29 protein-coding genes are annotated in these 23,355 nt (G+C 59.5%); 11 read left to right on the top strand and 18 right to left on the bottom strand.

Going from position 1 to position 23,355, the window contains the following annotated elements; all coding sequences use genetic code 11:
* Positions 1–42 precede the first annotated feature (42 nt).
* Entirely contained in the window at positions 43–561 is a 519-nt protein-coding gene (locus tag PspR84_RS24155; RefSeq protein ID WP_141127540.1) for an acyloxyacyl hydrolase, read from the top strand.
* A 92-nt stretch (positions 562–653) separates the two neighbouring features.
* On the opposite strand, the gene PspR84_RS24150 is transcribed toward PspR84_RS24155, so the two are convergent.
* The 12 genes from PspR84_RS24150 to PspR84_RS24095 form a co-directional block, all read right to left on the bottom strand.
* Complete coding sequence (locus PspR84_RS24150; protein ID WP_077574517.1) at positions 654–959, bottom strand: YkgJ family cysteine cluster protein; 306 nt, start codon at positions 957–959, stop codon at positions 654–656.
* A gap of 52 nt (positions 960–1,011) precedes the next feature.
* A complete protein-coding gene (locus PspR84_RS24145; protein WP_160059391.1) occupies positions 1,012–1,503 on the bottom strand; it encodes a DUF2878 domain-containing protein in 492 nt (163 codons plus the stop codon).
* A complete protein-coding gene (locus PspR84_RS24140; RefSeq protein ID WP_160059390.1) occupies positions 1,496–2,761 on the bottom strand; it encodes a cyclopropane-fatty-acyl-phospholipid synthase family protein in 1,266 nt (421 codons plus the stop codon). Before PspR84_RS24140 ends, PspR84_RS24145 begins: the two co-directional genes overlap by 8 nt.
* Entirely contained in the window at positions 2,748–3,563 is an 816-nt protein-coding gene (locus PspR84_RS24135; protein ID WP_160059389.1) for a DUF1365 domain-containing protein, read from the bottom strand. The genes PspR84_RS24140 and PspR84_RS24135 overlap by 14 nt, the downstream gene beginning before the upstream one ends.
* Positions 3,560–4,807: an FAD-dependent oxidoreductase gene (locus tag PspR84_RS24130; protein ID WP_160059388.1), complete on the bottom strand. Its 1,248-nt coding sequence runs from the start codon at positions 4,805–4,807 to the stop codon at positions 3,560–3,562. Before PspR84_RS24130 ends, PspR84_RS24135 begins: the two co-directional genes overlap by 4 nt.
* Positions 4,804–5,586, bottom strand: a complete 783-nt coding sequence (locus PspR84_RS24125) for an SDR family NAD(P)-dependent oxidoreductase (RefSeq protein WP_160059387.1) — start codon at positions 5,584–5,586, stop codon at positions 4,804–4,806. The genes PspR84_RS24130 and PspR84_RS24125 overlap by 4 nt, the downstream gene beginning before the upstream one ends.
* Positions 5,583–6,005 (bottom strand): nuclear transport factor 2 family protein, encoded by a 423-nt coding sequence (locus PspR84_RS24120; protein ID WP_016987206.1) that lies wholly within the window; start codon positions 6,003–6,005, stop codon positions 5,583–5,585. The genes PspR84_RS24125 and PspR84_RS24120 overlap by 4 nt, the downstream gene beginning before the upstream one ends.
* A complete protein-coding gene (gene phrB, locus PspR84_RS24115) occupies positions 5,998–7,443 on the bottom strand; it encodes a deoxyribodipyrimidine photo-lyase (protein ID WP_174244480.1) in 1,446 nt (481 codons plus the stop codon). Before phrB ends, PspR84_RS24120 begins: the two co-directional genes overlap by 8 nt.
* Before the next feature lie 20 nt (positions 7,444–7,463).
* On the bottom strand, positions 7,464–8,405 hold the full coding sequence (locus PspR84_RS24110) for a MerR family transcriptional regulator (protein WP_160059385.1): 942 nt from the start codon (positions 8,403–8,405) through the stop codon (positions 7,464–7,466).
* On the bottom strand, positions 8,405–9,367 hold the full coding sequence (locus PspR84_RS24105; RefSeq protein WP_160059384.1) for a DUF523 and DUF1722 domain-containing protein: 963 nt from the start codon (positions 9,365–9,367) through the stop codon (positions 8,405–8,407). The genes PspR84_RS24110 and PspR84_RS24105 overlap by 1 nt, the downstream gene beginning before the upstream one ends.
* 213 nt (positions 9,368–9,580) lie before the next feature.
* Entirely contained in the window at positions 9,581–9,796 is a 216-nt protein-coding gene (locus PspR84_RS24100) for a TIGR02450 family Trp-rich protein (protein ID WP_160059383.1), read from the bottom strand.
* Entirely contained in the window at positions 9,793–10,779 is a 987-nt protein-coding gene (locus PspR84_RS24095; RefSeq protein WP_160059382.1) for an FAD-dependent oxidoreductase, read from the bottom strand. Before PspR84_RS24095 ends, PspR84_RS24100 begins: the two co-directional genes overlap by 4 nt.
* Before the next feature lie 197 nt (positions 10,780–10,976).
* Between PspR84_RS24095 and PspR84_RS24090 the strand changes: the two genes are divergently transcribed.
* Together PspR84_RS24090 and hemH are read left to right on the top strand one after the other, a co-directional pair.
* Positions 10,977–11,879 carry a TIGR01777 family oxidoreductase gene (locus PspR84_RS24090; protein WP_160059381.1) on the top strand — a complete coding sequence of 301 codons (903 nt, stop codon included), beginning with the start codon at positions 10,977–10,979 and terminating at the stop codon, positions 11,877–11,879.
* A 13-nt stretch (positions 11,880–11,892) separates the two neighbouring features.
* Positions 11,893–12,918, top strand: a complete 1,026-nt coding sequence (gene hemH, locus PspR84_RS24085; RefSeq protein WP_160059380.1) for a ferrochelatase — start codon at positions 11,893–11,895, stop codon at positions 12,916–12,918.
* A 102-nt stretch (positions 12,919–13,020) separates the two neighbouring features.
* On the opposite strand, the gene PspR84_RS24080 is transcribed toward hemH, so the two are convergent.
* Both PspR84_RS24080 and upp read right to left on the bottom strand, forming a co-directional pair.
* A complete protein-coding gene (locus PspR84_RS24080; protein ID WP_077574503.1) occupies positions 13,021–14,295 on the bottom strand; it encodes a uracil-xanthine permease family protein in 1,275 nt (424 codons plus the stop codon).
* 2 nt (positions 14,296–14,297) lie between these two features.
* Entirely contained in the window at positions 14,298–14,936 is a 639-nt protein-coding gene (upp, locus tag PspR84_RS24075) for a uracil phosphoribosyltransferase (RefSeq protein ID WP_007912842.1), read from the bottom strand.
* Positions 14,937–15,098: 162 nt separating this feature from the next.
* Between upp and PspR84_RS24070 the strand changes: the two genes are divergently transcribed.
* The 3 genes from PspR84_RS24070 (at position 15,099) to PspR84_RS24060 (ending at position 16,619) form a co-directional block, all read left to right on the top strand.
* Positions 15,099–15,656 (top strand): hypoxanthine-guanine phosphoribosyltransferase, encoded by a 558-nt coding sequence (locus tag PspR84_RS24070; protein ID WP_064387625.1) that lies wholly within the window; start codon positions 15,099–15,101, stop codon positions 15,654–15,656.
* A 132-nt stretch (positions 15,657–15,788) separates the two neighbouring features.
* Positions 15,789–16,268: a hypothetical protein gene (locus PspR84_RS24065; protein WP_137219522.1), complete on the top strand. Its 480-nt coding sequence runs from the start codon at positions 15,789–15,791 to the stop codon at positions 16,266–16,268.
* 63 nt (positions 16,269–16,331) lie between these two features.
* A complete protein-coding gene (locus tag PspR84_RS24060; protein WP_127929737.1) occupies positions 16,332–16,619 on the top strand; it encodes a PA4642 family protein in 288 nt (95 codons plus the stop codon).
* Between the two features lie 67 nt (positions 16,620–16,686).
* On the opposite strand, the gene mqo is transcribed toward PspR84_RS24060, so the two are convergent.
* Together mqo and PspR84_RS24050 are read right to left on the bottom strand one after the other, a co-directional pair.
* Positions 16,687–18,195, bottom strand: a complete 1,509-nt coding sequence (mqo, locus tag PspR84_RS24055; protein WP_160059379.1) for a malate dehydrogenase (quinone) — start codon at positions 18,193–18,195, stop codon at positions 16,687–16,689.
* Positions 18,196–18,903: 708 nt separating this feature from the next.
* Entirely contained in the window at positions 18,904–19,137 is a 234-nt protein-coding gene (locus PspR84_RS24050; RefSeq protein WP_007912834.1) for a hypothetical protein, read from the bottom strand.
* A 204-nt stretch (positions 19,138–19,341) separates the two neighbouring features.
* On the opposite strand from PspR84_RS24050, the gene PspR84_RS24045 reads away from it, so the two are divergent.
* Positions 19,342–19,926, top strand: a complete 585-nt coding sequence (locus PspR84_RS24045; protein WP_160059378.1) for a YajG family lipoprotein — start codon at positions 19,342–19,344, stop codon at positions 19,924–19,926.
* Between the two features lie 241 nt (positions 19,927–20,167).
* On the opposite strand, the gene PspR84_RS24040 is transcribed toward PspR84_RS24045, so the two are convergent.
* Entirely contained in the window at positions 20,168–20,374 is a 207-nt protein-coding gene (locus tag PspR84_RS24040) for a hypothetical protein (RefSeq protein WP_008083982.1), read from the bottom strand.
* A gap of 193 nt (positions 20,375–20,567) precedes the next feature.
* On the opposite strand from PspR84_RS24040, the gene PspR84_RS24035 reads away from it, so the two are divergent.
* Complete coding sequence (locus PspR84_RS24035; RefSeq protein ID WP_077574500.1) at positions 20,568–20,846, top strand: hypothetical protein; 279 nt, start codon at positions 20,568–20,570, stop codon at positions 20,844–20,846.
* A gap of 60 nt (positions 20,847–20,906) precedes the next feature.
* On the opposite strand, the gene PspR84_RS24030 is transcribed toward PspR84_RS24035, so the two are convergent.
* Positions 20,907–22,070, bottom strand: a complete 1,164-nt coding sequence (locus tag PspR84_RS24030; RefSeq protein ID WP_174244479.1) for a 1-acyl-sn-glycerol-3-phosphate acyltransferase — start codon at positions 22,068–22,070, stop codon at positions 20,907–20,909.
* 142 nt (positions 22,071–22,212) lie between these two features.
* On the opposite strand from PspR84_RS24030, the gene PspR84_RS24025 reads away from it, so the two are divergent.
* Genes PspR84_RS24025 through PspR84_RS24015 form a run of 3 tightly spaced genes read left to right on the top strand, consistent with a single transcriptional unit; the run spans position 22,213 to position 23,325 of the window.
* Complete coding sequence (locus PspR84_RS24025) at positions 22,213–22,395, top strand: CPXCG motif-containing cysteine-rich protein (protein WP_160059376.1); 183 nt, start codon at positions 22,213–22,215, stop codon at positions 22,393–22,395.
* A gap of 9 nt (positions 22,396–22,404) precedes the next feature.
* Positions 22,405–22,665: a DUF2007 domain-containing protein gene (locus PspR84_RS24020; protein ID WP_007912819.1), complete on the top strand. Its 261-nt coding sequence runs from the start codon at positions 22,405–22,407 to the stop codon at positions 22,663–22,665.
* Positions 22,666–22,701: 36 nt separating this feature from the next.
* Positions 22,702–23,325 (top strand): SOS response-associated peptidase, encoded by a 624-nt coding sequence (locus PspR84_RS24015; protein ID WP_160059375.1) that lies wholly within the window; start codon positions 22,702–22,704, stop codon positions 23,323–23,325.
* The last annotated feature ends 30 nt before the right edge of the window (positions 23,326–23,355 follow it).

The raw sequence follows: 23,355 nt of genomic DNA, 5'->3' as shown, positions 1-23,355 counted from the left end.
TCTAGAAAACCAAACGATCGTTCCGGAAAAGGAAGTTTCAACGTGAAGCGACTATTCTGCTTGGCCGCGATTGCGGCCGCACTGATGGGGCAAAGTTTTACTGCACAAGCGGCAGGTGTTGAGTTCGCAGTGGGGGCCACCAGCGACTCGACCATGACGTACCGCCTGGGCATGAATTTCGACTGGGACAAGAGCTGGCTGCAAAGTGATGTCGGTCGTCTGACCGGTTACTGGAGCGGCGCCTATACCTACTGGGAAGGTGACAAGACGTCGAGCAACAACAGCCTGTCGTTCTCGCCGGTGTTTGTTTACGAGTTTGCCGGTCAGTCGGTCAAACCGTATATCGAGGCGGGGATTGGCGTCGCGGCGTTCTCCAACACCAAGTACGAGTCGAATAACCTCGGCGGCTCTTTCCAGTTCGAAGACCGTTTCGGGTTTGGCCTGCGTTTCAATGGCGGGCATGAAGTCGGGATTCGTGCGACACACTATTCCAACGCCGGCCTGGCCAGTGACAACGACGGTGTAGAAAGTTACTCGCTGCATTACACGATGCCGCTCTAAAAAAGATCAAAAGATCGCAGCCTTCGGCAGCTCCTACATGGGAATGATTTCTCCTGTAGGAGCTGCCGAAGGCTGCGATCTTTTGCTTTAAATCAGCGGTAGGCAGTCGTGATGCCTTTGCGCTCTTCAATGCACTCTGGCGCGCCCATCTCGAACTCGCGGCAAATCAGCGGACGCTTTTCGTAAATCGTGCACATCATCGTGTCGCGATCCAGCGCCGCGCACCAGCCGTCGTCAAGACGCAGCATCACTTCGCCGCCCCATTCATCGGTATCGATAAAGCGATCAGGCACGCCGGTGTCGGTGATCAGCATCACTTCGAGCTGGCAGCAGCACGCCGCGCAGGTCGAGCAGGTGACTGCAGGCTCGGTGATTTGCTGGTGGGGAATGGTTTTCATGGCGGCAGTGTAAGGCAGTCGCCGCCGTGCGTGTGAAAGCTCTGACAGACGCTCAGTGCACCAACCGCCGCGCCATGGAGTGCAGCAGCGGAAACAGCAGTGCCCAGAGCAGTCCGATGCCGATCAATGTCGGCAGTTCACCATAGGGAAATTGCACCCCGGCCAGTCGCCCGCCAGCGTAATACGACAACGCGCCGCCGACCGCGCCCAGCACGCTGGCCAGCCACCACGGCCTGGCGCTCCATTGCAGGCAATGGCGCAATGTGGTCGCTAGCAGCGCCCAGAGCAGCATCAGCCACAGCGGAATCAGCGGCGACTGATCCTCAAACTCGAACACCCCGACACCACGCAACACACTGTCCACGGCTGTGCCGACAATCACCACGCTCAAAATCAAACGGCCTTCAGCCGCCCAACTGCTGATCCAGCGCAGATGAATCACCAGCACCGCCAACGCGACCAGCAACCACAAACTGTTGCCGCCGAGCACGCAGGTCAGCCAGCCGATCTGGAACAACAAGGCATTGGCGACACGCTCAAGCATCGAAGCGTCCGAGCAGCGGTGCGGTCATTGCGGCCGGTTTGGCCAGCAGCAATTGCGCGGTGCCAATGGTGCGTTCGAGGAATCCACCTTCGCAGTAACACAAGTAAAACTCCCACAGCCGCAGGAAATAATCGTCGTAACCCAACTCGCTCAAACGGCCGTGGGCGCGGCGGAAGTTCTCGTGCCACAGGCGTAGGGTTTTTGCGTAATGCAGGCCAAAATCTTCCATGTGCAGCAGGTTCATGTCGGTGTCGCGGCTGACCACTTCGAGCATTTTCTGCACGCAGGGCAGGGCGCCGCCGGGGAAGATGTAACGCTGGATAAAGTCGACGCCACGCTTGGCTTGTTCATAGCGTTGTTCGCGAATGGTGATCGCCTGGATCAGCATCAAACCGTTGCTCTTAAGCAGGTGCGCGCATTGTTTGAAGTAGGTCGGCAGGAACCGGTGACCGACCGCCTCGATCATCTCGATCGACACCAGTTTGTCGTATTCGCCAGTGAGGTCGCGGTAGTCCTTGAGTAGCAGTGTGACCTGATCCTGCAAGCCCAGTTGTTCGATGCGTTGCGCGGTAAACGCATACTGCTCTTTTGACAGCGTCGTGGTAGTGACGCGGCAACCGTAGTTCTGCGCCGCGTAGAGCGCCATGCTGCCCCAACCTGTGCCGATTTCCAGCAAATGGTCGCTGTCCTTGAGCGCGAGCTTTTGACAGATCCGCTCCAGCTTATTCAACTGCGCCTGCTCCAGGCTGTCTTCGGGCGTAAGGAACTGCGCCGCCGAATACATCATGGTCGGGTCGAGAAACTGCTCGAACAGATCGTTGCCCAGGTCGTAGTGAGCAGCAATGTTCTTCTGCGAACCCTTACGCGTATTGCGGTTGAGCCAATGCAGGCCTTGCACCAACGGCCGACCGAGTCGGGCCAGACCACCCTCCATGGCATCGAGCACGTCGAGATTGCTGACGAATACGCGTACCACGGCCGTCAGATCCGGTGAACTCCAATAGCCGTGAATAAACGCCTCGCCGGCACCAATCGAACCGTTGCCGGCAACCATGCCCCAGACGGCCGGATCCAACACATGGATTTCCCCGAGCAAGGCACTGCCCGGAGTACCGAACATCAGCCGTTCGCCATCCTCGATCACCAGCAGTTGCCCGTGTTTGAGTTGCGCCAATTGGCGCAACACGCCACGGCGCAGCAGCGATCCGGTCAGACCGTTGGCGCTGAACCGAATGACCGACAGACTAGAGGATTTCATGGCGGTGCTCCTTGGGAGGCACAGTGGCGGTTTGAAAGCTGCCGTCGGCAGTCTGATGAGCAAAGATCGGTGCGCGTTTGAGCAGCAGTCGCAGCGCTTGCCAGTAAATCGCCAACGCGGTTTTTGCGGTCATCCACGGAAAGCGCCGCAAGTAGCGGTGCAGGCTGCGACGGTCGAGACTTTCGCGTTGCAGATTGAGCGTGGCGTCGAACAGTTTGTGCTCGCCTTGCCAGTCGGCCATGTGCACACCGAGGTTTTGCGCGGCGGGACTGAAGCTCATGCGGTATTCGAGATCGCGGGGCAAAAACGGCGAAACGTGAAAGGCCTTGGTCACGGCGAAGTGCTGGTGAAAATCCTGCAGATTGGCGGGCGCACGCGCCGGCAGCACGTAGTGATAGCGCTCGCGCCACGGCGTGTTGGTGACTTCGCAGACAATCGCCGCCAGTTGCCCGTCGGCCTCATGGCAATAAAAAAAACTCACCGGGTTGAACGACAACCCCCAACTGCGCGCTTGGGTCAGCAGGCAGATCGAGCCTTGCGGTTCATGGCCGATGGCGATGCCGACCTGCTGCCGTACGGCGTCGATCAGGCGCATGCCTCGGCCGGTAAAGGTCTTCAGGTAGTCGGTCTCGCGAAATGAAAAGGGCGCAAAGCGACTGCGCCCGGCCAGCGGCGACAGTCCAAGTACGGCGTCCTGTTCGCTGAGGTCGAGGTAGAGCAAACCGATCCGGTAGCGGAATTCATGGCGGCGCGGCGAGAAGCGCCGATGGCCGATCCAGCCGCTGTACAGGGCGCTGTTCATAAGGTTTCCCCGAACGCGGCGGCCACGCGCAAGGCGCTGACCACACCGTCTTCATGAAAACCGTTGGCCCAATAGGCGCCGCAATAATGGGTGTGCTGCGCACCATCCAGTTCGCCCCAGCGATTCTGTGCCGCCACCGCCGCGAGGCTGAATTGCGGGTGGGCGTAGGTGTAACGGGCAAGCACTTTCTCCGGGCTGATGCCGGCGCTTTGATTGAGGCTGACGCAGAACGTGGTATCGCTCTGAATGCCCTGCAGAATGTTCATGTCGTAGGTGACGGCGGCGTGGGTGTGGCCGGCGCCGCTCAGCCGATAGTTCCAGCTCGCCCAGGCCAGTTTGCGTGTCGGCAACAGGCGCGTGTCGGTGTGCAGCACCACTTCGTTGTCGGCGTAGGGCAGGGCGCCGAGGATCGCGCGTTCGGCATCGCTCGGCACCGCCAGCAGTTGCAACGCTTGATCGCTGTGGCAGGCGAACACCACCTGGTCGAAGTGTTCGAGGCCTGCCGGGCTGTGGATAACCACGCCATGCACGTCACGATCAACCCGTGTCACCGGGCAATTGAGACGAATCCTGTCCTTGAACCCAGCTGTCAGCGGCGTGATATAGGCGCTGGAACCGCCTTCGATGACTTGCCATTGCGGCCGATCACTGACCGACAACAAGCCATGATTCTTGAAGAACCGCACAAAAAACTGCAGCGGGAAATTGAGCATTTCCGCCATCGGCATCGACCAGATCGCCGAGCCCATCGGCACGATGTAATGCAGGATGAAGCGTTCACCGTAACCGCCGGCCTTGAGGTATTCGTCGAGGGTGGTGTCGGCGGCGATGCGCAGCTCGACGAGGTCGCGCTGGGCTTCTTTATTGAAACGCAGAATATCGCGCAACATGCCCCAGAACCCGGGCGAAAACAGGTTGCTGCGCTGGGCGAAGAGGCTGTTGAGGTTGTTGCCGTTGTATTCCAGGCCGGTGTCCGGGTCGGTCACCGAGAAACTCATTTCCGTCGGTTTGAACGCTACGCCAAGCTGGCCAAGCAGACGGATGAAATTCGGGTAGGTCCAGTCGTTGAACACGATGAAACCGGTGTCCACGGCGTACTGGCGGCCATCGACGGTCACTGGCACGGTGTGCGTGTGGCCGCCGACCCAGTCGCCCGCCTCGAACACCGTCACGTCATGGCGGCGATTGAGCAGGTAGGCGCAGGTCAGCCCGGCGATCCCGCTGCCGACGATGGCGATTTTCATGTCGGATCCGTCAACGGAGGGGACTTGCGCACCATGCGCTTGCCGATCGCCAGTTGCACCCGCGCCGGCAGTTTCGACAGCGGCCACAACGCTGCCATGAACAGCGCCGGGAAGGCGATCTCCAGCGGCCGTTCCTTGAGCTTGGCGAAGATGTGCCGCGCGGCTTTATCCACCGGCCAGCTCAACGGCATGGGGAAATCATTCTTGGCGGTCAGCGGTGTTTCCACGAACCCCGGGCTGACCACGGTGACTTCAATGCCTTCATCGGCCAGGTCTATACGCAGCGATTCGAACAGGTAACGCAAACCGGCTTTCGACGCGCCATAGGCTTCGGCCCGTGGCAGCGGCAGGTAGGTCACCGAACTGGCTACACCGATCAGATGTGGCGCGGTGCCTTTGCGCAGCAGCGGCAGCGCGGCCTCGATGCAATAACTGCTGGCGAGCAGGTTGGTGCGCACCACATGTTCGATGATCGATGAGTCGAACTGCTTGGCATCGACGTATTCGCAGGTGCCAGCGTTGAGAATCACCGAGTCCAGCGAACCCCAGTCCGCCGCGATCTGCTCGCCGATTTCGCGCACAGTCTGGCTGTTGGTCAGATCTCCGGGCACCACCAAAACCTGCCCCGGATAGCGTTGCGACAAGACCTTGAGCGGGGCGATCTGGCGGGAACTGACCGCCAAGTGTGCGCCGGTTTTCAGAATTTCCTCAGCCAGTGCCGCGCCGATGCCACTGCTGGCCCCGGTCAACCAATAACGCCTTGGAGGTGTACGACTCATCCCATTCTCCTTTTCAGCCAGGCGATGACCCGGCCCAATACTGGCAAGTGTTCATACAGCAGCGCCCCGGCATCGAAATAATCCCGGTGGCGATAAACCTTGTCGTGCCACAACAGATGCGAGCAGCCGCTGACGCGAATGACGCGGCCACCCGCCAGGCGCGGGTGGCGATAACTCATGACCCAGCGCAGGTAGCCTTCGCAGTCGCCGATCTGGTCGAAACCATGAAAGTCGAAACGCAGCTCGCTGACGTTGGCGTACAGCTCGCCAAAATAATCGCGAAGCTGTGCCAGCCCCTGCACCTCGTGCAGCGGGTCGGTAAAGTGAATGTCATCGCTGTACAGCTCGCCCAGGCTTTGCAGGTTGTCTTTGTTCAACGCTGAAAATTGCCGGGCGAAGCGGCGCAGGAATTCACTCATCATCACCTCCTGAAGACGTACGCGATGGCAGATTCTTGAAGGCGGCCAGTGCCCGTTGGCGTGAGTCGCTGAGGTTGACGATCGGCGACGGATAATCCACCGCGCCGAACAATCCACCGAGGTTGGCCGGGTTGTGCACCTCTTTTTTGTTGAGGTCGGCCAGTTCCGGCAGCCAGTGCTTGATGAACAGGCCTTCGCTGTCGAATTTTTCCGACTGGCTCAACGGGTTGAAGATGCGGAAGTACGGCGCCGAATCGGTGCCCGTCGACGAACTCCATTGCCAGCCACCGTTGTTCGCCGCCAGATCGCCATCAATCAGGTGACGCATGAAAAAGCGTTCGCCTTCGCGCCAGTCGATCAACAGGTTTTTGGTCAGGAACATCGCCACGACCATGCGCAGGCGATTGTGCATCCAGCCGGTTTCGAGCAATTGGCGCATGGCCGCGTCGATGATCGGCAGACCGGTGCGCGCCTCTTGCCACGCGGCGAGATCGTCCGGCGCGTCACGCCAGGCCAGCGCCTCGGTTTCCGGGCGGAAAGCGCGATGGCGGGAAACGCGGGGATAACCGACCAGAATGTGTTTGTAGAACTCGCGCCACAACAGCTCGTTGATCCAGGTGACCGCACCGACCTTGCCGCTTTCGAATTCGCCCTGATTGCTTTGCAGGGCGGCGTGCAGGCATTGCCGCGGCGAAATTACACCGGAAGCGAGATACGCCGAAAGCTGACTGGTGCCAGGCTTGGCCGGGAAGTCGCGTTCGCTCTGGTAGTAATCGATCTGCGCGTCGGTGAAGGTGTCGAGGCGGCGTCGGGCTTCCTGTTCACCGGCCGGCCACAGATCGCGCAAGGTCTGGCTCGGCGTCGAGAAGCCCGTGACCGAGTCGGGAATCGGGTCGCTGTCGACCTCAAGTTTTTCCTGTTTGCCGGGGGCTTTGACCAGGGCAGGCATCGAGCGGTGCAGGCGTTCGTAGCAAACCTTTCTGAACTGGCTGAATACCTTGAAGTAACTGTCGGTCTTGGTCAGCACCGTGCCGGGTTTGAACAACAGTTGATCAAGATAGCTGTGGAAATCGATGTCCTCGGCCTTCAGGGCTGCGCCTACCGCTGCATCGCGACGACTTTCATGGACGCCATATTCTTCATTGACGTGCACCGCCGCTATCTTCAGCTGCCGGCAGAGCTTGAGCAGTTCCGCCGGCGCCTGATCCCAATGGGTTGCAGTGCGAATCAGCAAAGGGATGTTGAGTTTGCCAAGGCTTGCGCTCAGCTCACGCAGGTTGCGCAGCCAGAAATCGACCTTGCAGGCGGCATCGTCATGCTCAAGCCATTGCTGCGGACTCAACAGATACACGGCGACCGTCGGGCCGCGCGCTGCGGCGGCCGCGAGAGCGGTGTTGTCATGTTGGCGCAAATCGCTGCGCAGCCAGATCAATTGCATGTCGGAACTCACTGCGTCCATCAGATCAGCCCACGCTGAACGAGCACCTGGTGCGCTACAAGCGCGTCTTCAGCCAGGAACACATCAGCCATCTCGGAAGTTCTTACGGACAACTCGGCGTGGTGGATGCATACCGTTGGTCCGACCAGCATTTTCGGGCAACTGACTCCGTTCAATAGTTTCGGCAACTGCGCAAGGTTCATGGCTTTGCTGGAATACAGCAGTAAGCCACGGGCTTGCAGATGTTCGACCGCCAGCGCCAGTTCAGCGGCCGGCAGCGGCCAGTCAAACACTTGCACCGGACAATCAGCGCTACTGATCAGCCACGCGCACAGCCACAGATGAGGTTCCAGTGGCAGGTCGGAATGATTGATCAATAACAGCGGGGCGCCATGTAACTGACGATTGTTATGGTAGATGCGTGTGCCGAATTTGCTGCGTAACCACGAATAAAAGAACACCCGCTCCATCTGCGCGCCGAACTGGCCTTGCCAGCGCTGCTCCAGTTCCGCCAGCAGCGGCATCAGCAATTGCTCGCACAAGGTGCGTGGCGGGTAGAGCGCCATGGCCTGATTGACGCTGTCATCCAGGCTGCGTTCATTGAGTTGGGTGACGGCGGCAAGCAGGGTTTGGCGCAAGCGCTGCCAGTCGTTTTCCACCGATTCGCTGAACGCCTGTGGTGCGTCGAGCAGCGGTTTGACTTGGCTGACTGCGACGCCACGGTTGAGCCAGGTAAGGATGGTCAGAATTTGCTGCACATGCTCGGCCGAATACAGCCGGTGCCCCTTGGGCGTGCGTTGCGGGACGACCAGCCCGTAGCGGCGTTCCCACGCACGCAGGGTGATTGCATTGACGCCGGTCTGCCGGGCGACTTCGCGGATCGGCAGCCAGCCCTCGTCGAGGGCTTTTTTAAAATCCGCGCCGAGGTCTTCCTGGGCGCTGGTATCCATTTTCTCGTTCATTAGATTGCGTTTCGCAGGCTGAGGTTTTCCGGGTGCGGCTGCAGGTAAACCTGTTGCGCGATGTACGAATCCGGATGGAGGCGAAAGTGATGCTTGAGCAGCGTCAACGGCACCACCAGCGGCACGATGCCTTGGCGGTACTGGCCGATGACGTGTTGCATTTCCTGTTTGTCTTCAGCGCTGATTACCTGTTTCAGATAACCGCTGATGTGCAGCAGCACGTTGCAGTGCGTGCCACGGGTGGCGCATTTTTTCAGCGCCGCCATCAGTTCGCTGAAGTAGCGTGGGCCGAGTTCGACGGGATCGGTGTCGGCCATGTTGCCGAGCAGTTTGCCCAGCGCTTTGTATTGCGGCGGGTTGTGCGCCATCAGCAAATATTTGTAGCGCGAATGAAATTCGGTGAGGGCGCGACGGCTCAGGCCGCCAGCGAGGACTTGTTGCCATTCGCTGTAGGCGAACACACGGGTGATGAAGTTTTCTCGCAGCACCGGGTCGTTGAGACGCCCGGCTTCTTCCACGGGTAGATCCGGGTGCTGTGCGCAAAACGCCTGGGCGTAAATCCCGCGACCACCGCCGTTCACCGGGGCGCCGTTGGCGTGGTAGACCTTGACCCTTTCCAGGCCGCAGGACGGTGATTGCTGCATGAAGATGTAGCCGCAGAGGTCATCGAGTTCGGCAGCCATTTTCTCGCCGTATTCAGCCAATGGCTGAGTGACATTGATCGCCCGGTTCACCGTACCGACCGCTTGTGGATGCTCGGCATCGCCGACGAGGCGGATCGGTTCGCGCGGGATGCCCAGGCCGATGGCGACCTCCGGGCAAACCGGGACGAAATCGAAATGCTCGGTGAGGGTGCGGCTGCACAGGCGTGATTCCTTGTGCCCACCGTTGTAGCGCACCTCGGCACCCAGCAGGCAGGCGCTGATGGCGATTTTTGGCTTGGCTAGGCAAGGATCTGACATGGGCACCTCGAATCTGTACCTGTACAGAGGTAGATCTCTGTACAACTTTCTTCAGCATAGATTCGTGGGTGTACAAGTCAAATTATTTGTATAACTTTTTCGGTTGATGCGATTCCTGTAGGAGTGAGCCTGCTCGCGATAGCGGTATGTCATTCAATAAAAAATGTTGAATGGTCCACCGCCATCGCGAGCAGGCTCACTCCTACAGGGGCTTTATTGCCAACCCAATAACCAGTGAACGTCGTTCTTGAGGGCTTGCCAATCGAGGCGTTCGGCACGCTTGGTCAGCACCGCCTGCAATTCAACTTCCAGCACCGTGCCTTCCTCATCACGGAACAACTCGGTCACCAGAAAGTGTTTTTCACGGTTTTGCGGGTGAGCTGCTGTCCATTTCGACAGCAGCAATTTACGCGGATTGAGGCGGTTCATTGCAGATGTTCGTGCAAGCGGCGCGCGGCTTCCTGGCCACTGAGCCAGGCGCCTTCGACACGCCCGGACAAGCACCAGTCGCCGCAGGCATAAAGGCCCAGATCGGCATCGGCCAATGTGCCCCACTCGTGGCCCGTCGCCGGGCGCGCGTAGAGCCAGCGATGGGCGAGGCTGAAGCTCGGCGCCGGCATGGCGCTGTGCAGCAACTCGGCAAAGGCGCCGTGCAGTTGCTCGATCACCGCTTCCTTGGACAGGTCGATGTGCTGCCGGCTCCACGCGCTGGTAGCATGCAACACCCAAGTGTCGAGAGTGTTGTCGCGCCCCGGTTTACTGCGGTTACGCGCCAGCCAGTCGAGCGGGCTGTCCTGCACAAAGCAACCTTCGATGGGCGTGTCCAGCGGGGTGTCGAAGGCGAGGGCGACGGCCCAGGTCGGGTCCATTTTCACCCCGGCAGCCGCCCCGGCAAGCTTCGGTGCGGCGGCCAGCAAGGCAGTCGCTTGCGGTGCCGGGGTGGCGATCACGACATGGCTGAACGGCCCGTGAGTGAAACCTTCGGCGTCCTGCAAATGCCAATGTTCTTCACCGCGATAGACCTCGGTGATGCGGCAGGCAAAGTGCACTTCCAGACCGTCAAGCAGGCCACGGGTGATGGCGCTCATGCGCGGCGCACCGACCCAGCGAGTCTGCTCGTCCGGCGACAGATTCAGCTGCCCGCCCTGATAGGTGTAGAGCTGCGGCGTCCACTCGGCGACCCAGCCCAAGCTTTGCCAACGCTGCACTTCGGTGACGAAGCGGCGGTCGCGCGCGGTGAAATATTGCGCGCCCATGTCCAGTGAACCGGCGTCGCTGCGCTTGCTCGACATGCGCCCGCCGCTACCGCGACTCTTGTCGAACAACTGGACGGTGTGCCCGCTCTCTGTCAGAGCCTGGGCGGCGGAGAGTCCGGCGATGCCGGTGCCGATGATTGCGATAGGTACAGTCATAGGGGCCTCGTTTACCTTTCTGTACAGACTACGCCGTGGATGAAACCTGTACAATTTTGTTTTTTGGTATAACTTCTAGCATTCTCGTTCTGACAGCTTGGCCTATGGTTAAACAATAGAGCCTGCCCGATAGAAAAGATCCCTGTTTATAAAAATAGACTAGTGATCCGGGTTAAACGCCACGCGAGGAAGATGTCATGCACATATTGCTGACCGGCGGTACTGGTTTGATAGGACGTCAGCTCTGCCGATACTGGTTGGGGCTGGGACATCGCTTGACAGTGTGGAGCCGCAAGCCGGAGAAAGTCGCGAAAATCTGTGGTGCGCAGGTGCGTGGTATTGCGCGTCTGGAAGATCTTGGCGAAGAGCCTGTGGAGGCGATCATCAATCTGGCTGGCGCGCCGATTGCCGATCGGCCGTGGACCCATCGCCGCAAAGCGTTGCTGTGGAGCAGCCGTATCACCCTGACGGAAACCCTGTTGGCCTGGCTGGAAGCGCGATCAAAAAAACCGGCGCTACTGATCTCCGGATCGGCGATCGGCTGGTACGGCGACGGTGGTGAGCGCGAATTGACCGAAGATTCGCCGCCGGTGATCGACGACTTCGCCAGTCAGTTGTGCATCGCTTGGGAAGAGACCGCACTGCGCGCCGAAGCGCAGGGCATTCGTGTAGTGCTGGTGCGCACCGGGCTGGTGCTGTCGGCTGAGGGCGGCTTTTTGTCGCGCTTGCTGTTGCCATTCAAACTCGGATTGGGCGGGCCTTTGGGCAATGGTCGGCAGTGGATGCCGTGGATTCATATCAACGATCAAATCGCCCTGATTGATTTTCTTCTGCACCGCGAGCAGGCCACTGGTCCTTATAATGCCTGCGCGCCGCAACCGGTGCGCAATCGCGAATTTGCCAAGACGCTGGGCAGCGTTTTACACCGCCCGGCGTTCATGCCGATGCCGACGCTGGCGCTAAAGGTCGGCCTCGGCGAGATGTCTTTATTGTTGCTCGGCGGCCAGAAGGCCATACCGACACGCTTGCTGGAAGCGGGTTTCACTTTCCAGTTCACGGATTTACGCGCGGCCCTGGATGATCTCTCCAGCCGCCTTTGAAATAGGACGTTGCATGACCGATCACGCCTTGCTTCTGGTCAACCTGGGTTCCCCGGCTTCCACCTCGGTGGCCGATGTACGCAGCTACCTCAATCAATTCCTGATGGACCCGTATGTGATCGACCTGCCATGGCCGGTGCGGCGTTTGCTGGTGTCGCTGATCCTGGTCAAACGCCCCGAGCAATCGGCTCATGCCTATGCCTCGATCTGGTGGGACGAGGGTTCGCCGCTGGTGGTGCTCAGCCGTCGTCTGCAGCAGCAGATGACCACGCAATGGACCCACGGCCCGGTAGAACTGGCCATGCGTTACGGCGAACCGTCGATTGAAACCTGTTTGCTCAAGCTGGTCGCGGCGGGGCACAAGCGCATCACGCTGGCGCCGCTATACCCGCAGTTCGCCGACAGCACGACCACCACGGTGATCGAAGAAGCGAAACGGGTGATCCGGCAGAAGAAACTCGACGTGCAATTGTCGGTGCTGCAACCGTTCTACGATCAGCCGGAATACCTCGAGGCGCTGGTCGAAAGCGCCCGGCCGCATCTGCAGCAGGACTACGATCATTTGCTGCTGAGCTTCCACGGTTTGCCTGAGCGGCACCTGACCAAACTCGATCCGACCGGCAATCACTGCTTCAAGAATGATGACTGCTGCAAAAACGCTTCGCCTGCGGTATTGGCGACCTGTTATCGCGCGCAATGCCTGCGGACAGCGGCGTTGTTCGCCGAGCGCATGGGCCTGCCGGATGGCAAATGGTCGGTGTCGTTTCAGTCGCGTCTGGGCCGGGCCAAGTGGATCGAACCCTACACCGAGGCACGGCTGGATGAGCTGGCGAAAAGCGGCGTGAAGAAGATTCTGGTGATGTGCCCGGCGTTTGTCGCCGATTGCATCGAGACGCTGGAGGAGATTGGTGATCGCGGCAAGGAGCAGTTCCGCGAAGCGGGGGGCGAGGAGTTGGTGCTGGTGCCATGCCTGAATGATGACCCGCAATGGGCCAAGGCCTTGGCGACCCTCTGCGAAAGAGCACCGCTGGCGCTCTAAAAGCAAATCGCGAGCAGGCTCACTCCCACATTTGAATGCATTCCAATATGGGAGCGAGCCTGCTCGCGAAAGCTATTTTTCAGGCAGCGACGATCTAAAGGCTTAGATCAGCGGCTCATCCGCCTTCTTGTTCTTCCAGCCATCATTGCCCGGCAGAATCAGGTTCAGCGCAATCGCCACCACCGCGCACAGCGCGATGCCTTTGAGGCCGAAATCATCCGGGCCAGTCCCGGTGCCGACCAGCACACCGCCAATCCCGAACACCAGCGTTACCGACACGATCACCAGATTGCGCGCCTCGCCCAGATCGATCTTGTGCCGGATCAGGGTGTTCATGCCCACCGCCGCGATCGAACCGAACAACAGGCACAGAATCCCGCCCATCACCGGCACCGGAATGCTCTGCAGCAGCGCGCCGAACTTGCCGATGAACGCCAGGCTGATGGCGAAGATCGCCGCCCAGGTCATGATTTTCGGGTTGTAGTTCTTGGTCAGCATCACTGCGCCAGTCACTTCGGCGTAAGTAGTGTTTGGCGGACCACCGAACAGACCGGCTGCGGTGGTGGCAATGCCGTCACCGAGCAGGGTGCGATGCAGGCCCGGCTTCTTCAAATAGTCGCGACCGGTCACGCTGCCGACGGCAATCACGCCACCGATGTGCTCAATGGCCGGCGCCAGTGCCACCGGAACGATGAACAGAATCGCCTGCCAGTTGAACTCCGGCGCGGTGAAATGCGGGATGGCAAACCATGGCGCTGCGGCAATCTTCGCCGTGTCGACCACGCCGAAATAGAACGCCATGGCAAAACCGACCAGCACACCGGAAATGATTGGCACCAGACGGAAGATGCCTTTACCGAACACCGCCACGATCAACGTGGTCAGCAGCGCCGGCATCGAGATCAGCATTGCGGTCTGGTAATGGATCAGTTCAGAACCGTCGCCAGCCTTGCCCATCGCCATGTTCGCGGCAATCGGCGCCATGGCCAGGCCGATGGAAATGATCACCGGACCAATCACCACCGGCGGCAGCAGACGGTCGATGAACCCGGTGCCTTTGATCTTCACGGCAAGGCCGAGGAAGGTGTAGACGAAACCGGCCGCCATCACACCGCCCATGGTCGCGGCGAGGCCGAACTGGCCCTTGGCGAGAATGATCGGGGTGATGAAAGCGAAGCTCGACGCCAGAAACACCGGCACCTGACGCCCGGTGACGATCTGGAACAGGATCGTCCCAAGACCTGCGGTAAACAGTGCCACGTTCGGGTCCAGGCCCGTGATCAGCGGCATCAGCACCAGGGCGCCGAAAGCCACGAACAGCATCTGGGCGCCGGACAGCACCGTGCGCCAGAGCGGATCGTTGAACTCTTGCTGCATGGTTACGCGTCCTTCTGCTTGGTGCCGAAGATCTTGTCACCGGCGTCGCCAAGTCCAGGGATGATGTAACCGTGCTCGTTCAAGCGCTCATCGATGGACGCGGTGTAGATGGTCACGTCCGGGTGAGCTTTTTCTACTGCAGCAATGCCTTCCGGCGCGGCAACCAGCACCATCGCACGGATGTCTTTGCAGCCGGCTTTTTTCAACAGGTCAATGGTCGCAACCATCGAGCTGCCGGTGGCGAGCATCGGGTCGATGATCATCGCCAACCGTTCGTCGATTTCCGGAACCAGTTTTTCCAGATAGGTGTGCGCTTGCAGGGTTTCTTCGTTACGGGCGACGCCCACAGCGGAAACCTTGGCACCCGGGATCAGGCTCAGTACGCCTTCAAGCATGCCGATACCGGCGCGCAGGATCGGCACGACGGTGATCTTCTTGCCGGCGATCTTCTCGACCGACACGGTGCCGCACCAGCCCGCAATATCGTAGGACTCCAGCGGCAAATCTTTTGTAGCTTCATAGGTCAACAGGGCGCCGACTTCCTGAGCGAGCTCACGGAAGTTCTTGGTGCTGATATCGGCGCGGCGCATCAGGCCGAGTTTATGACGGATCAGCGGATGGCGGATCTCGAGGATGGGCATGGAAAAACTCCGGCGGCGGGCAAAAAAACCGGCCTAGATTAATCTATCCGAGGGTGATGTCCTATAGGACATTCTGTACGTTAGTCCATAAAGGCTTGATTCGGCCTCAATGGATGCGTACCTTTGCCCGCTTTTCCAATTCCGCCACCCCTGGAGAGCGCCATGTCCGCTGATCTCGAGCATATCCGTCAAATCATGCGAGAGGCTGACTGCCTGTACACCGAAGCTGAAGTCGAAGCGGCCATCGCCCGTGTCGGTGCACAAATCAACGAACAACTGGCTGACAGCAACCCGGTGGTGTTCTGCGTGATGAACGGCGGCCTGATCTTCTCCGGCAAACTGCTGACCCATCTGCACTTCCCGCTGGAAGCGTCCTACCTGCACGCGACCCGTTATCGCAACGAAACCAGCGGCGGCGACCTGTTCTGGAAAGCCAAGCCGGAAGTCTCGTTCATCGACCGCGACGTGCTGATCATCGACGACATCCTCGACGAAGGTCACACCCTCGGCGCGATCATCGACTTCTGCAAACATGCCGGCGCACGCAAAGTGCACACCGCCGTGCTGATCGACAAGGACCACGACCGCAAGGCGCGTCCTGACCTGAAAGCCGATTTCGTCGGCCTGCCGTGCATCGACCGCTACATCTTCGGTTATGGCATGGACTACAAAGGCTACTGGCGCAATGCCAACGGGATCTTTGCCGTTAAAGGCATGTAAGCAAGATCAAAAGATCGCAGCCTTCGGCAGCTCCTACATGGGATTGATGTCCACCCTGGAGCTGCGGAACGCTGCGATCTTTTGCTTTTAATCCCATGCTAGAGTGCTCGGCCCCGCCCTCCGGAGCCTGTCATGCGCCTCTTGATCCGCAGCTTTGCCGCCCTGTTGCTGGCCCTCAGCCTGCCGCTGTCCGCCGCGCCGATGCACAGCCAGTTCCTGCCGCCGGATGATCTGACCGTGCGCGATGCCGAACCCGAGCAGCAGCAACTGCTGCAGGTCACCGATTACTCCGTGGTGGTCGGCGCGCAACGCCAGTCCAATCAGCAGCCGATCCCGGTCACCTCGCCGCTGATGATCCGCCTCAAAGGTAAATCCCTGAACAAGGGCGCGACGATCACCCAGGTGCTGGTCAATTTCGACGGCGAAAGCAAAAGCCTGAAAAAGCCGATCTACGACGACAAGAGCAAAACCCTGACGTTGTTTTATCCACAGGCCCAATACCGCGTGATCATCGATCTGCTGCGCAATGACACCGTGTATGTGCAGTTCCTCAGTTACGCCAACGGCCACATCTGGGCCGATTTGCACACCGGGGCGGTGCGATCGCGTTGAGCCGGGCGGCCGCGCAGGGGTAAACTGCCCGCCCCGTGTAATGTCTGCGAGCTGGAGTCGGCAATGCGTAAAGATAAGAAACAAGTGATTGGTGACGAGATCGGCGATGAGCAGATCAAGCTGTTCCTCGATTTTGAGCCGGTCGACGCCACTTCGCCGTCGCTGCACAAACTGATCAAGGCCTACCGTGGCCTGCGTATCGACGACTTCGAACGCTTTCTGGGTTTCTTCGTTGCAGCTGGTTATGACGTGGATGGCAAGGACGAGCAGGGCAAGACCTTCGTTGAGGTGATAGCCGATCAGCGCAACGCCCCGGAATACATTGAGCTGATCGAAAAGTCCCGCACCTGAGGCTTTTCCCAGGCATAAAAAAACGCCCCGCGCTCACTGAGTACGGGGCGTTTTTTATGCGGCAAGATCAAGCGTAGCTTGGGGTCTCGCTGCTTTCTTCAACCAGTTCCAGCGCGATGTTGTTCTGCGTGTTGATCTTGCGATACAGCGCAGCATCGGTTTCCAGGACCTTTTCACGGGCCGGGAAGATTTCCGCCAGTTTGCCGGCCCACTCACCCTTGGCCTTGGCCGGGAAGCACTTCTCGATCAGTTCGAGCATGATCGAAACGGTTACCGACGCGCCTGGCGAAGCACCGAGCAGGGCGGCGAGGGAACCGTCCTTGGCCGACACCAGTTCGGTACCGAACTGCAGGATGCCGCCCTTTTTCGGGTCTTTCTTGATGATCTGCACCCGTTGGCCGGCCACTTCCAGGCGCCAGTCTTCGGCTTTCGCCTCCGGGTAGAAACGGCGCAGGGAATCCAGACGCTGTTCCATCGATTGCATCACTTCGCTGACCAGGTACTTGGTCAGGTCCATGTTGTTTTTCGCCACGGCCAGCATCGGCCCGATGTTACCGGCGCGAACCGACAGCGGCAGGTCCATGAAGGAGCCGTGCTTGAGGAACTTGGTGGTGAAACCGGCGTATGGCCCGAACAGCAGGGATTTCTTGCCGTCGACCACGCGTGTGTCCAGGTGCGGCACCGACATCGGTGGCGAACCTACGGCAGCCTGGCTATAAACCTTGGCTTGGTGGTGCTTGACCACTTCCGGGTTGTCGCAACGCAGCCACTGGCCGCTGATCGGGAAGCCGCCGAAGCCTTTGCTTTCTTCGATGCCCGAGGCTTGCAGCAGCGGCAGCGCCGCACCGCCAGCGCCGAGGAAGACGAATTTGGCATCGACTTCACGGGTGTTGCCGTTGTTGACGTCCTTGATGCTGACGGTCCAGCCGGCGCCGTTACGCTTGAGGCCAGTGACGCGCTTGCAGTATTTGACTTGAGTGTCCGGGGCGCTGGTCAGGTGCTTGAGCAACTGATTGGTCAGGGCGCCGAAGTTGACGTCGGTGCCGTTCATCACGCGAGTGGCAGCGAGGACTTCGTCCGGCGAGCGGCCCGGCATCATCAGCGGCATCCACTCGGCCATCTTGGCCTTGTCTTCGGTGTACTCCATGTCCGCGAAGGCGTGGTGCTTGCTCAACACGTCGAAGCGCGATTTGAGGAAAGACACGCCGCTGTCGCCCTGGACGAAACTCAGGTGCGGCACCGGGCTGATGAAGGATTTGCACGAGCCGAAGGTGCCTTGCTTGGTCAGGTACGACCAGAACTGCTTCGACACCTCGAACTGGGTGTTGATGTGCACGGCTTTCTTGATGTCGACGGTGCCATCGGCGGCTTGCGGCGTGTAGTTCAGCTCGCACAGGCCGGCGTGACCGGTACCGGCGTTGTTCCAAGGGTTGGAACTCTCCGCAGCACCGGAATCCATCAGCTCGACGACTTCCAGCTTGATCGCGGGGTCGAGCTCTTTGAGCAGCACGGCCAGGGTGGCACTCATGATGCCCGCCCCAACCAGAACTACGTCGACTGCTTCGTTATGCGCCATTTAACGCGTCTCCAAAATCTGCAGCACCAAATTGTCGGCATGGCTGCCAGGCGTTCCGGGACAGATCAGTTATGCCCCAGCTATCCGTGGTCAGGTCGCCATGTCCGAATCTTCGCAATTTTTCGCAACTTCGACGGATGTATGCGGCTTGGCTTTCAAGAGCTCCATGAACTCATTTCAGCGCACAGCTGGCAATTCGACTTATGGTCGAGACATCCGTTTTTGTGCAACCAAATCCGTAGCGGACAGGCTTCAGGCTCCGATATTCGAGGTATACCCGGTCCTGTGTCGTTGGGCTGTTTCAGACGCTAATGGTGCATGTTCAGACGCAAAACTTTTCATTTGCTCGCCACACTCTTGTGAAGTTGTGAAAACCCGTTTTTTTCACGCTCTTTTGAAGACGTGAACCTCAAAAAAGGGCTGTCCAGGCCTGGCACCTTGCCCGAGGGCAAAAACAACGCGGTGGCCGAGCGTCATGACAGCTCTGCAGATTCGCGAAAAGCGGGGTTTTTGCCGGAAGAACAGGCAAGCGCGCCAACTTCACTCGATCTGTGTGGGCGGCTCTCTGTGGGCGATTTTGATGTCAAATGCATGCGCATTGACGCTGTTGCGGGGCCCGATCAGGAGACGTCCTTATAATCGGGGGGAGATTGTATCGAAGAAATGCGGGCAGTTGCTCGTGTTTAATGACTTTTATTAGGCATCCGGTCAGATGCTCAACATCGCTTGCACCCGTGCACGGGGCTGCGACGCTATGACGCGGGCGCTGGCGGGCAGTGGCTGGTGCAACCAGTTGAGGCGGATTTCTTCGATTTCCACCCAACCGTCGCCCATTGGTTGCAGGCTGCACTGCTTGAATGCCTGGCAATGGCCGTTGCGATCGAGCAGGGCGAAGCTGCGGTGCAGCGGGCGCGGTGCGAACAACGAGATCAGATAACGCATGGTTGAGTACCTTGTGGGGGACTGATTGCAAGGTTGCCAAGGTGCCGTGACGTGAACGTGTATGGCGGGTGAATAATCTGTGACAGGAACCGCTTTCCCAAGGGTTTGTCAGACATTTCAGTATTCACTGCCGGGCGCTGGTTACCCGCAGTGGCCCACCGCTATACTGCCGGCCTGTTTGTGCCTGATTCTGGAGAGAAGAGCATGTTGCAACGCCTGTTGTTCGGTTTGATCACTGTGGCCGGTTTGACCCTGGCCGGCTGCGCCCACAGCCCGCAACAACTGAACCCGGAGCCGAAGCTGACCACCCAGCTGCCAGCGGTCGGCCGTGGCCAGCCAGTGGTCGTGCGTGTTGTCGACGGTCGGCCGTCGCCAACCCTCGGTACCCGCGGCGGCCTGTACCCGGAAACCAGTGCCATCACCGTGCAGCGCGAGCAGATCCTGCCCAAGCTGCAGGCTCAGGCCGAAGCTGCCGTGCGCCTCTTGGGTTTCACCCCGACCAGCAACGCACCGAATGCTCCGCAGCTGACCGTGACTCTGGCCGAGCTGAAGTATCAGTCGCCGAAAGAAGGCATGTACGTGACTGAAGCGACCATCGGCGCGACCTTCCGCTCCGACGTGCAGAACGCCAACCGTCGCTACAGCGGCCGTTATGGTGCGTCGCTGGACCAGCGTTTCGGCATGGCGCCGAATCAGGAAACCAACACCAAACTGGTCAGCGATGTATTGAGCGATGCGCTGACGCGTCTGTTCAAGGATCCGACGGTGGGTCAGGTTCTGGCTGAGTAAGTTTTCGGCGGATGTGAAAAAGCCCGGGATCAGTTATGGCCTCGGGCTTTTTTGTCGGGCATGAAATCGTACCCCCTCACCCCAGCCCTCTCCCCCAGGGGGGGCGAGGGGGAAAGGGAGCCGATCGGCGGTTTTTCAGAACCGGAGTTCACTCGAGTTTTTCAGGTCGATGTACCTCGACAGAACAACCCGGTCAGTCCCCTCTTCCTCCGGGAGAGGGCTAGGGTGAGGGGCTTTTTGCTCAGGCAGCCTGGGAGTAGAAGTCGAGAACGCTGACACCCGTCAGCAAATCCGTCTCTGGCAAGTCCGCATGCTGATGCCCGCCCAGCGCGCAATACACCAGCCAATGGCGATCCTGAACATTGAAGGCAAGGCTGCCGACGAGGCTCTGTTGTTCGTCGTAAGGGGTGATGAGGTACAGACGATCCTGGTTTTCAGCGTGAAGCATGTCGCGTTCCATGTGTGTTTCGAGGCGCGCAGGGTGGCCTATCCATATGACGATGCCGTGACACAGGACAGCCATCGGTCGATTGTCAGGTAATTTGTCGCAAAGGCTGGGGCAGGGGAGCAAGGTTTGGGTAGAATCCGCGCCGCAGTCGTCGATCTGGCGTCTGCCATACCGGTTCAGATAGAGGTCTGTGATGTCGCTGCACTTGATGACGCTGTTTACCGCCCATCCCGCCAAGTTGATCAACCTGCTGGCGCTGTTGTTGGCGTTTCCGGGCAGTTGGCTGCTGCACGCCACTCGCCGCCGTGAGCAGCGCGCGATGGCTAGCATTGCCGCCCAGCGTCAGGCGCAGCCGAATGCCGAGCCGATACTGGATTGGGCGACTTTGCGCATGAACCGGTTTTTCTATCGCTTCGGTTTTGCTTGCCTCGCTCTGGCCCTGGTCGTTTCCTGGATCAGCACGCGCTTCTAAAAGCTTCAGGCATAAAAAACGGCGCCCGAAGGCGCCGTTTTTGCGTCAGGTGGAAACCGCTTACAGCGGCAACCCAGCCTTGACCCGGTACTGATTGCGCACCGGCGTCGCATATTGCAGCACCAGATACGGACGGTGCTCTGCAGGGCACGCATCCAGCCGGCTCTGCCATTCTTCCTGCGCCTTGGCCAATTCATCCGCCGGGAACACTTCGACAGCCTTAGGCACATTCAATTGCGGATCGGCATCGGCCCACTGCGCGTACGCCAGGTAATGCACCGGAAATAACCGGTAGCCGCCGAGAATCTGCTTGTCCATCTCGATCGCCAATTGCTTGGTGTCTTCGAACAGCTCGGTGATCGGCGCGGCAAAGTTCACGTGCACGCGGCCCTTGTAGCCGGTGATGCCCTTGGCGATGCTCACATCGTCCTCGCCCGGCGCTTTCGCGTAAGTGCCGGTGGTGGCGCGGATGTACAACTCGCGGGCCTTGGCCTGGTCGCACGGGTCGTATTCGTAGCTGATCGACACCGGGGTGACATTCAGCGAGCGGATCACTTCACCGAACGGCTCGTCCTTGCGGCTCATGTGGAACATCTTGAGAATCGCCGACTCGGTACGGTCATCGCCATCCTTCGCCCGACCTTCTGCCTGAGCGATCCAGATCGAGGCGCAATCGTTGCGGATCGAGTGGTTGATGTACGCCGACAACAGTTGATACGCGGCCATTTTTTCGCGACGGCCGGTGATCGAACGGTGGACGATGAAGCTCTTGTTCAAGCGCATGAGGTCGCTGACAAACGGTTTTTGCAGCAGGTTGTCGCCAATCGCGATGCGCGGCGTCGGCAGGCCGGCGTGGTACACGGCGTAGTTGACGAAGGCCGGGTCCATCACGATATCGCGATGGTTGGCGATGAACAGATAGGCGCTGCCGGACTTGAATTGCTCGACACCGGTGTAGGTCACGCCGTCGGTGGCGCGCTCGATGGTGTGGTCGACGTAGGACTCGACCTTGTCCTGCAACGTCGCCACCGACGTCACGTCGGCGAACTCACGACGCAGCCGATGGGCTATAAGTGGTTTGAGCATCCAGCCGAAGGCACCGGCAAAACGCGGGAAGCGGAAGTGGGTGAGGATATCTAGAAACGCCTTGTCGCCGAGCAGTCTTGCCAGTACCACAGGTACTTCGCTGTCGTCGTAAGGTCGGATGGCATCGAATTCGCCCATCATGCTCTCTTGTTGGAAACGGCTAGGGTAAGTAAAGGTTTTGATCGAAAACCCGCGGGGCACGGTCTGAAAAAGTAGCCAGACAAAAATAGCCCTGCAAATAGACCGGCGATTATACGCACAAGTCACTTGGGAGACCGCGATGCTGGAAACCGCTGAATACGAATGTCCTTATTGTGGGGAAACGGTCGAGACGTCAGTGGACCTGTCCGGCGGTGATCAGACCTATATCGAAGATTGTCAGGTGTGTTGCTGCCCGATAACGTTCGTGTTGCAGGTCCACGAAGAGGATTGGTTTCTGGAAGTTTTCAGCGAAAACGAGTGAGGGCCGCGTATGCAGCGAATCTATGAGCCGGAAAACCTGATGGAAGGTGAAATGCTCAAGGGCATGCTCGCCAGTGAAGGCATAGAAGCGCACTTGATCGGCCGCGATTTGCTCGGTGGCACGGGCGAGTTACCGATTTTCGGTCTGCTGGGACTGTCCGTCGATAACGATCAGGCCGAATACGCCCGCGAGCTGATCACCGCGTACAATGCCGCGCTGCCGCTGCCCGGCGATGAACCGGAGAGCTTCCCCGGGACGCTGGTCTGTTAGGCTGAGCTTCGTTTTACTTCAGAGTCGTGTTGCCCCATGTGTGGACGTTATGCCCTGTTTCGCTGGAACCGCGATTTCGCGGCCCTGCCAGGTTTTCCCGCCGATCAGCAGGCGCAGTGGAACATTTCCCCCAATGATTCGGTGTTGATGCTGCGTGCCGGTGAAGATGGCCAGCGCACCCTGGCTCGCGCTCGTTGGGGGCTGACACCGCCGTGGCTGACTGATCTGTCGAAGACGCCGGCGCATGCCCGTGCGGAAACCGTTGCGGAACAGCCGATGTTTCGTGAGGCGCTGCGTCAGCGTCGCTGCCTGTTGCCGGCCAATGGTTTTTACGAGTGGCGCGGGACCCAGCGCAAGCGGCCGTACTGGCTGACGCCGGGGGAGGGCTCGTCGCTGTTTTTCGCGGCGATTTGGGAGGCGTATCCGGTGCAGGAGCAGGTCTGGTTGAGCACGGCGGTGATTACTCAACCGGCGTCGAGTCAGCGGCGGCCGCTAATTCTTGATGAGGTGGGGCAGGCGGCGTGGCTGGATCCCGAAACGCCTTTGCATGTGTTGCAGGGGTTGCTGGCCAGTGAGCCGGGTGCGTTGCGCGAGCGGGTGTTGGCGAATCTGATCAATGATCCGAAACTCAATGGGCCGGAGTGTTTGACCCCGGGTTAAAGCCTGTAGATCAAAAGCCCCTCACCCTAG

This window comes from Pseudomonas sp. R84 (genome assembly GCF_009834515.1).
GTDB lineage: Bacteria > Pseudomonadota > Gammaproteobacteria > Pseudomonadales > Pseudomonadaceae > Aquipseudomonas.
Note: the sequence above shows the minus strand (reverse complement) of the source record. Positions and strands in the feature narration are given on the sequence as shown.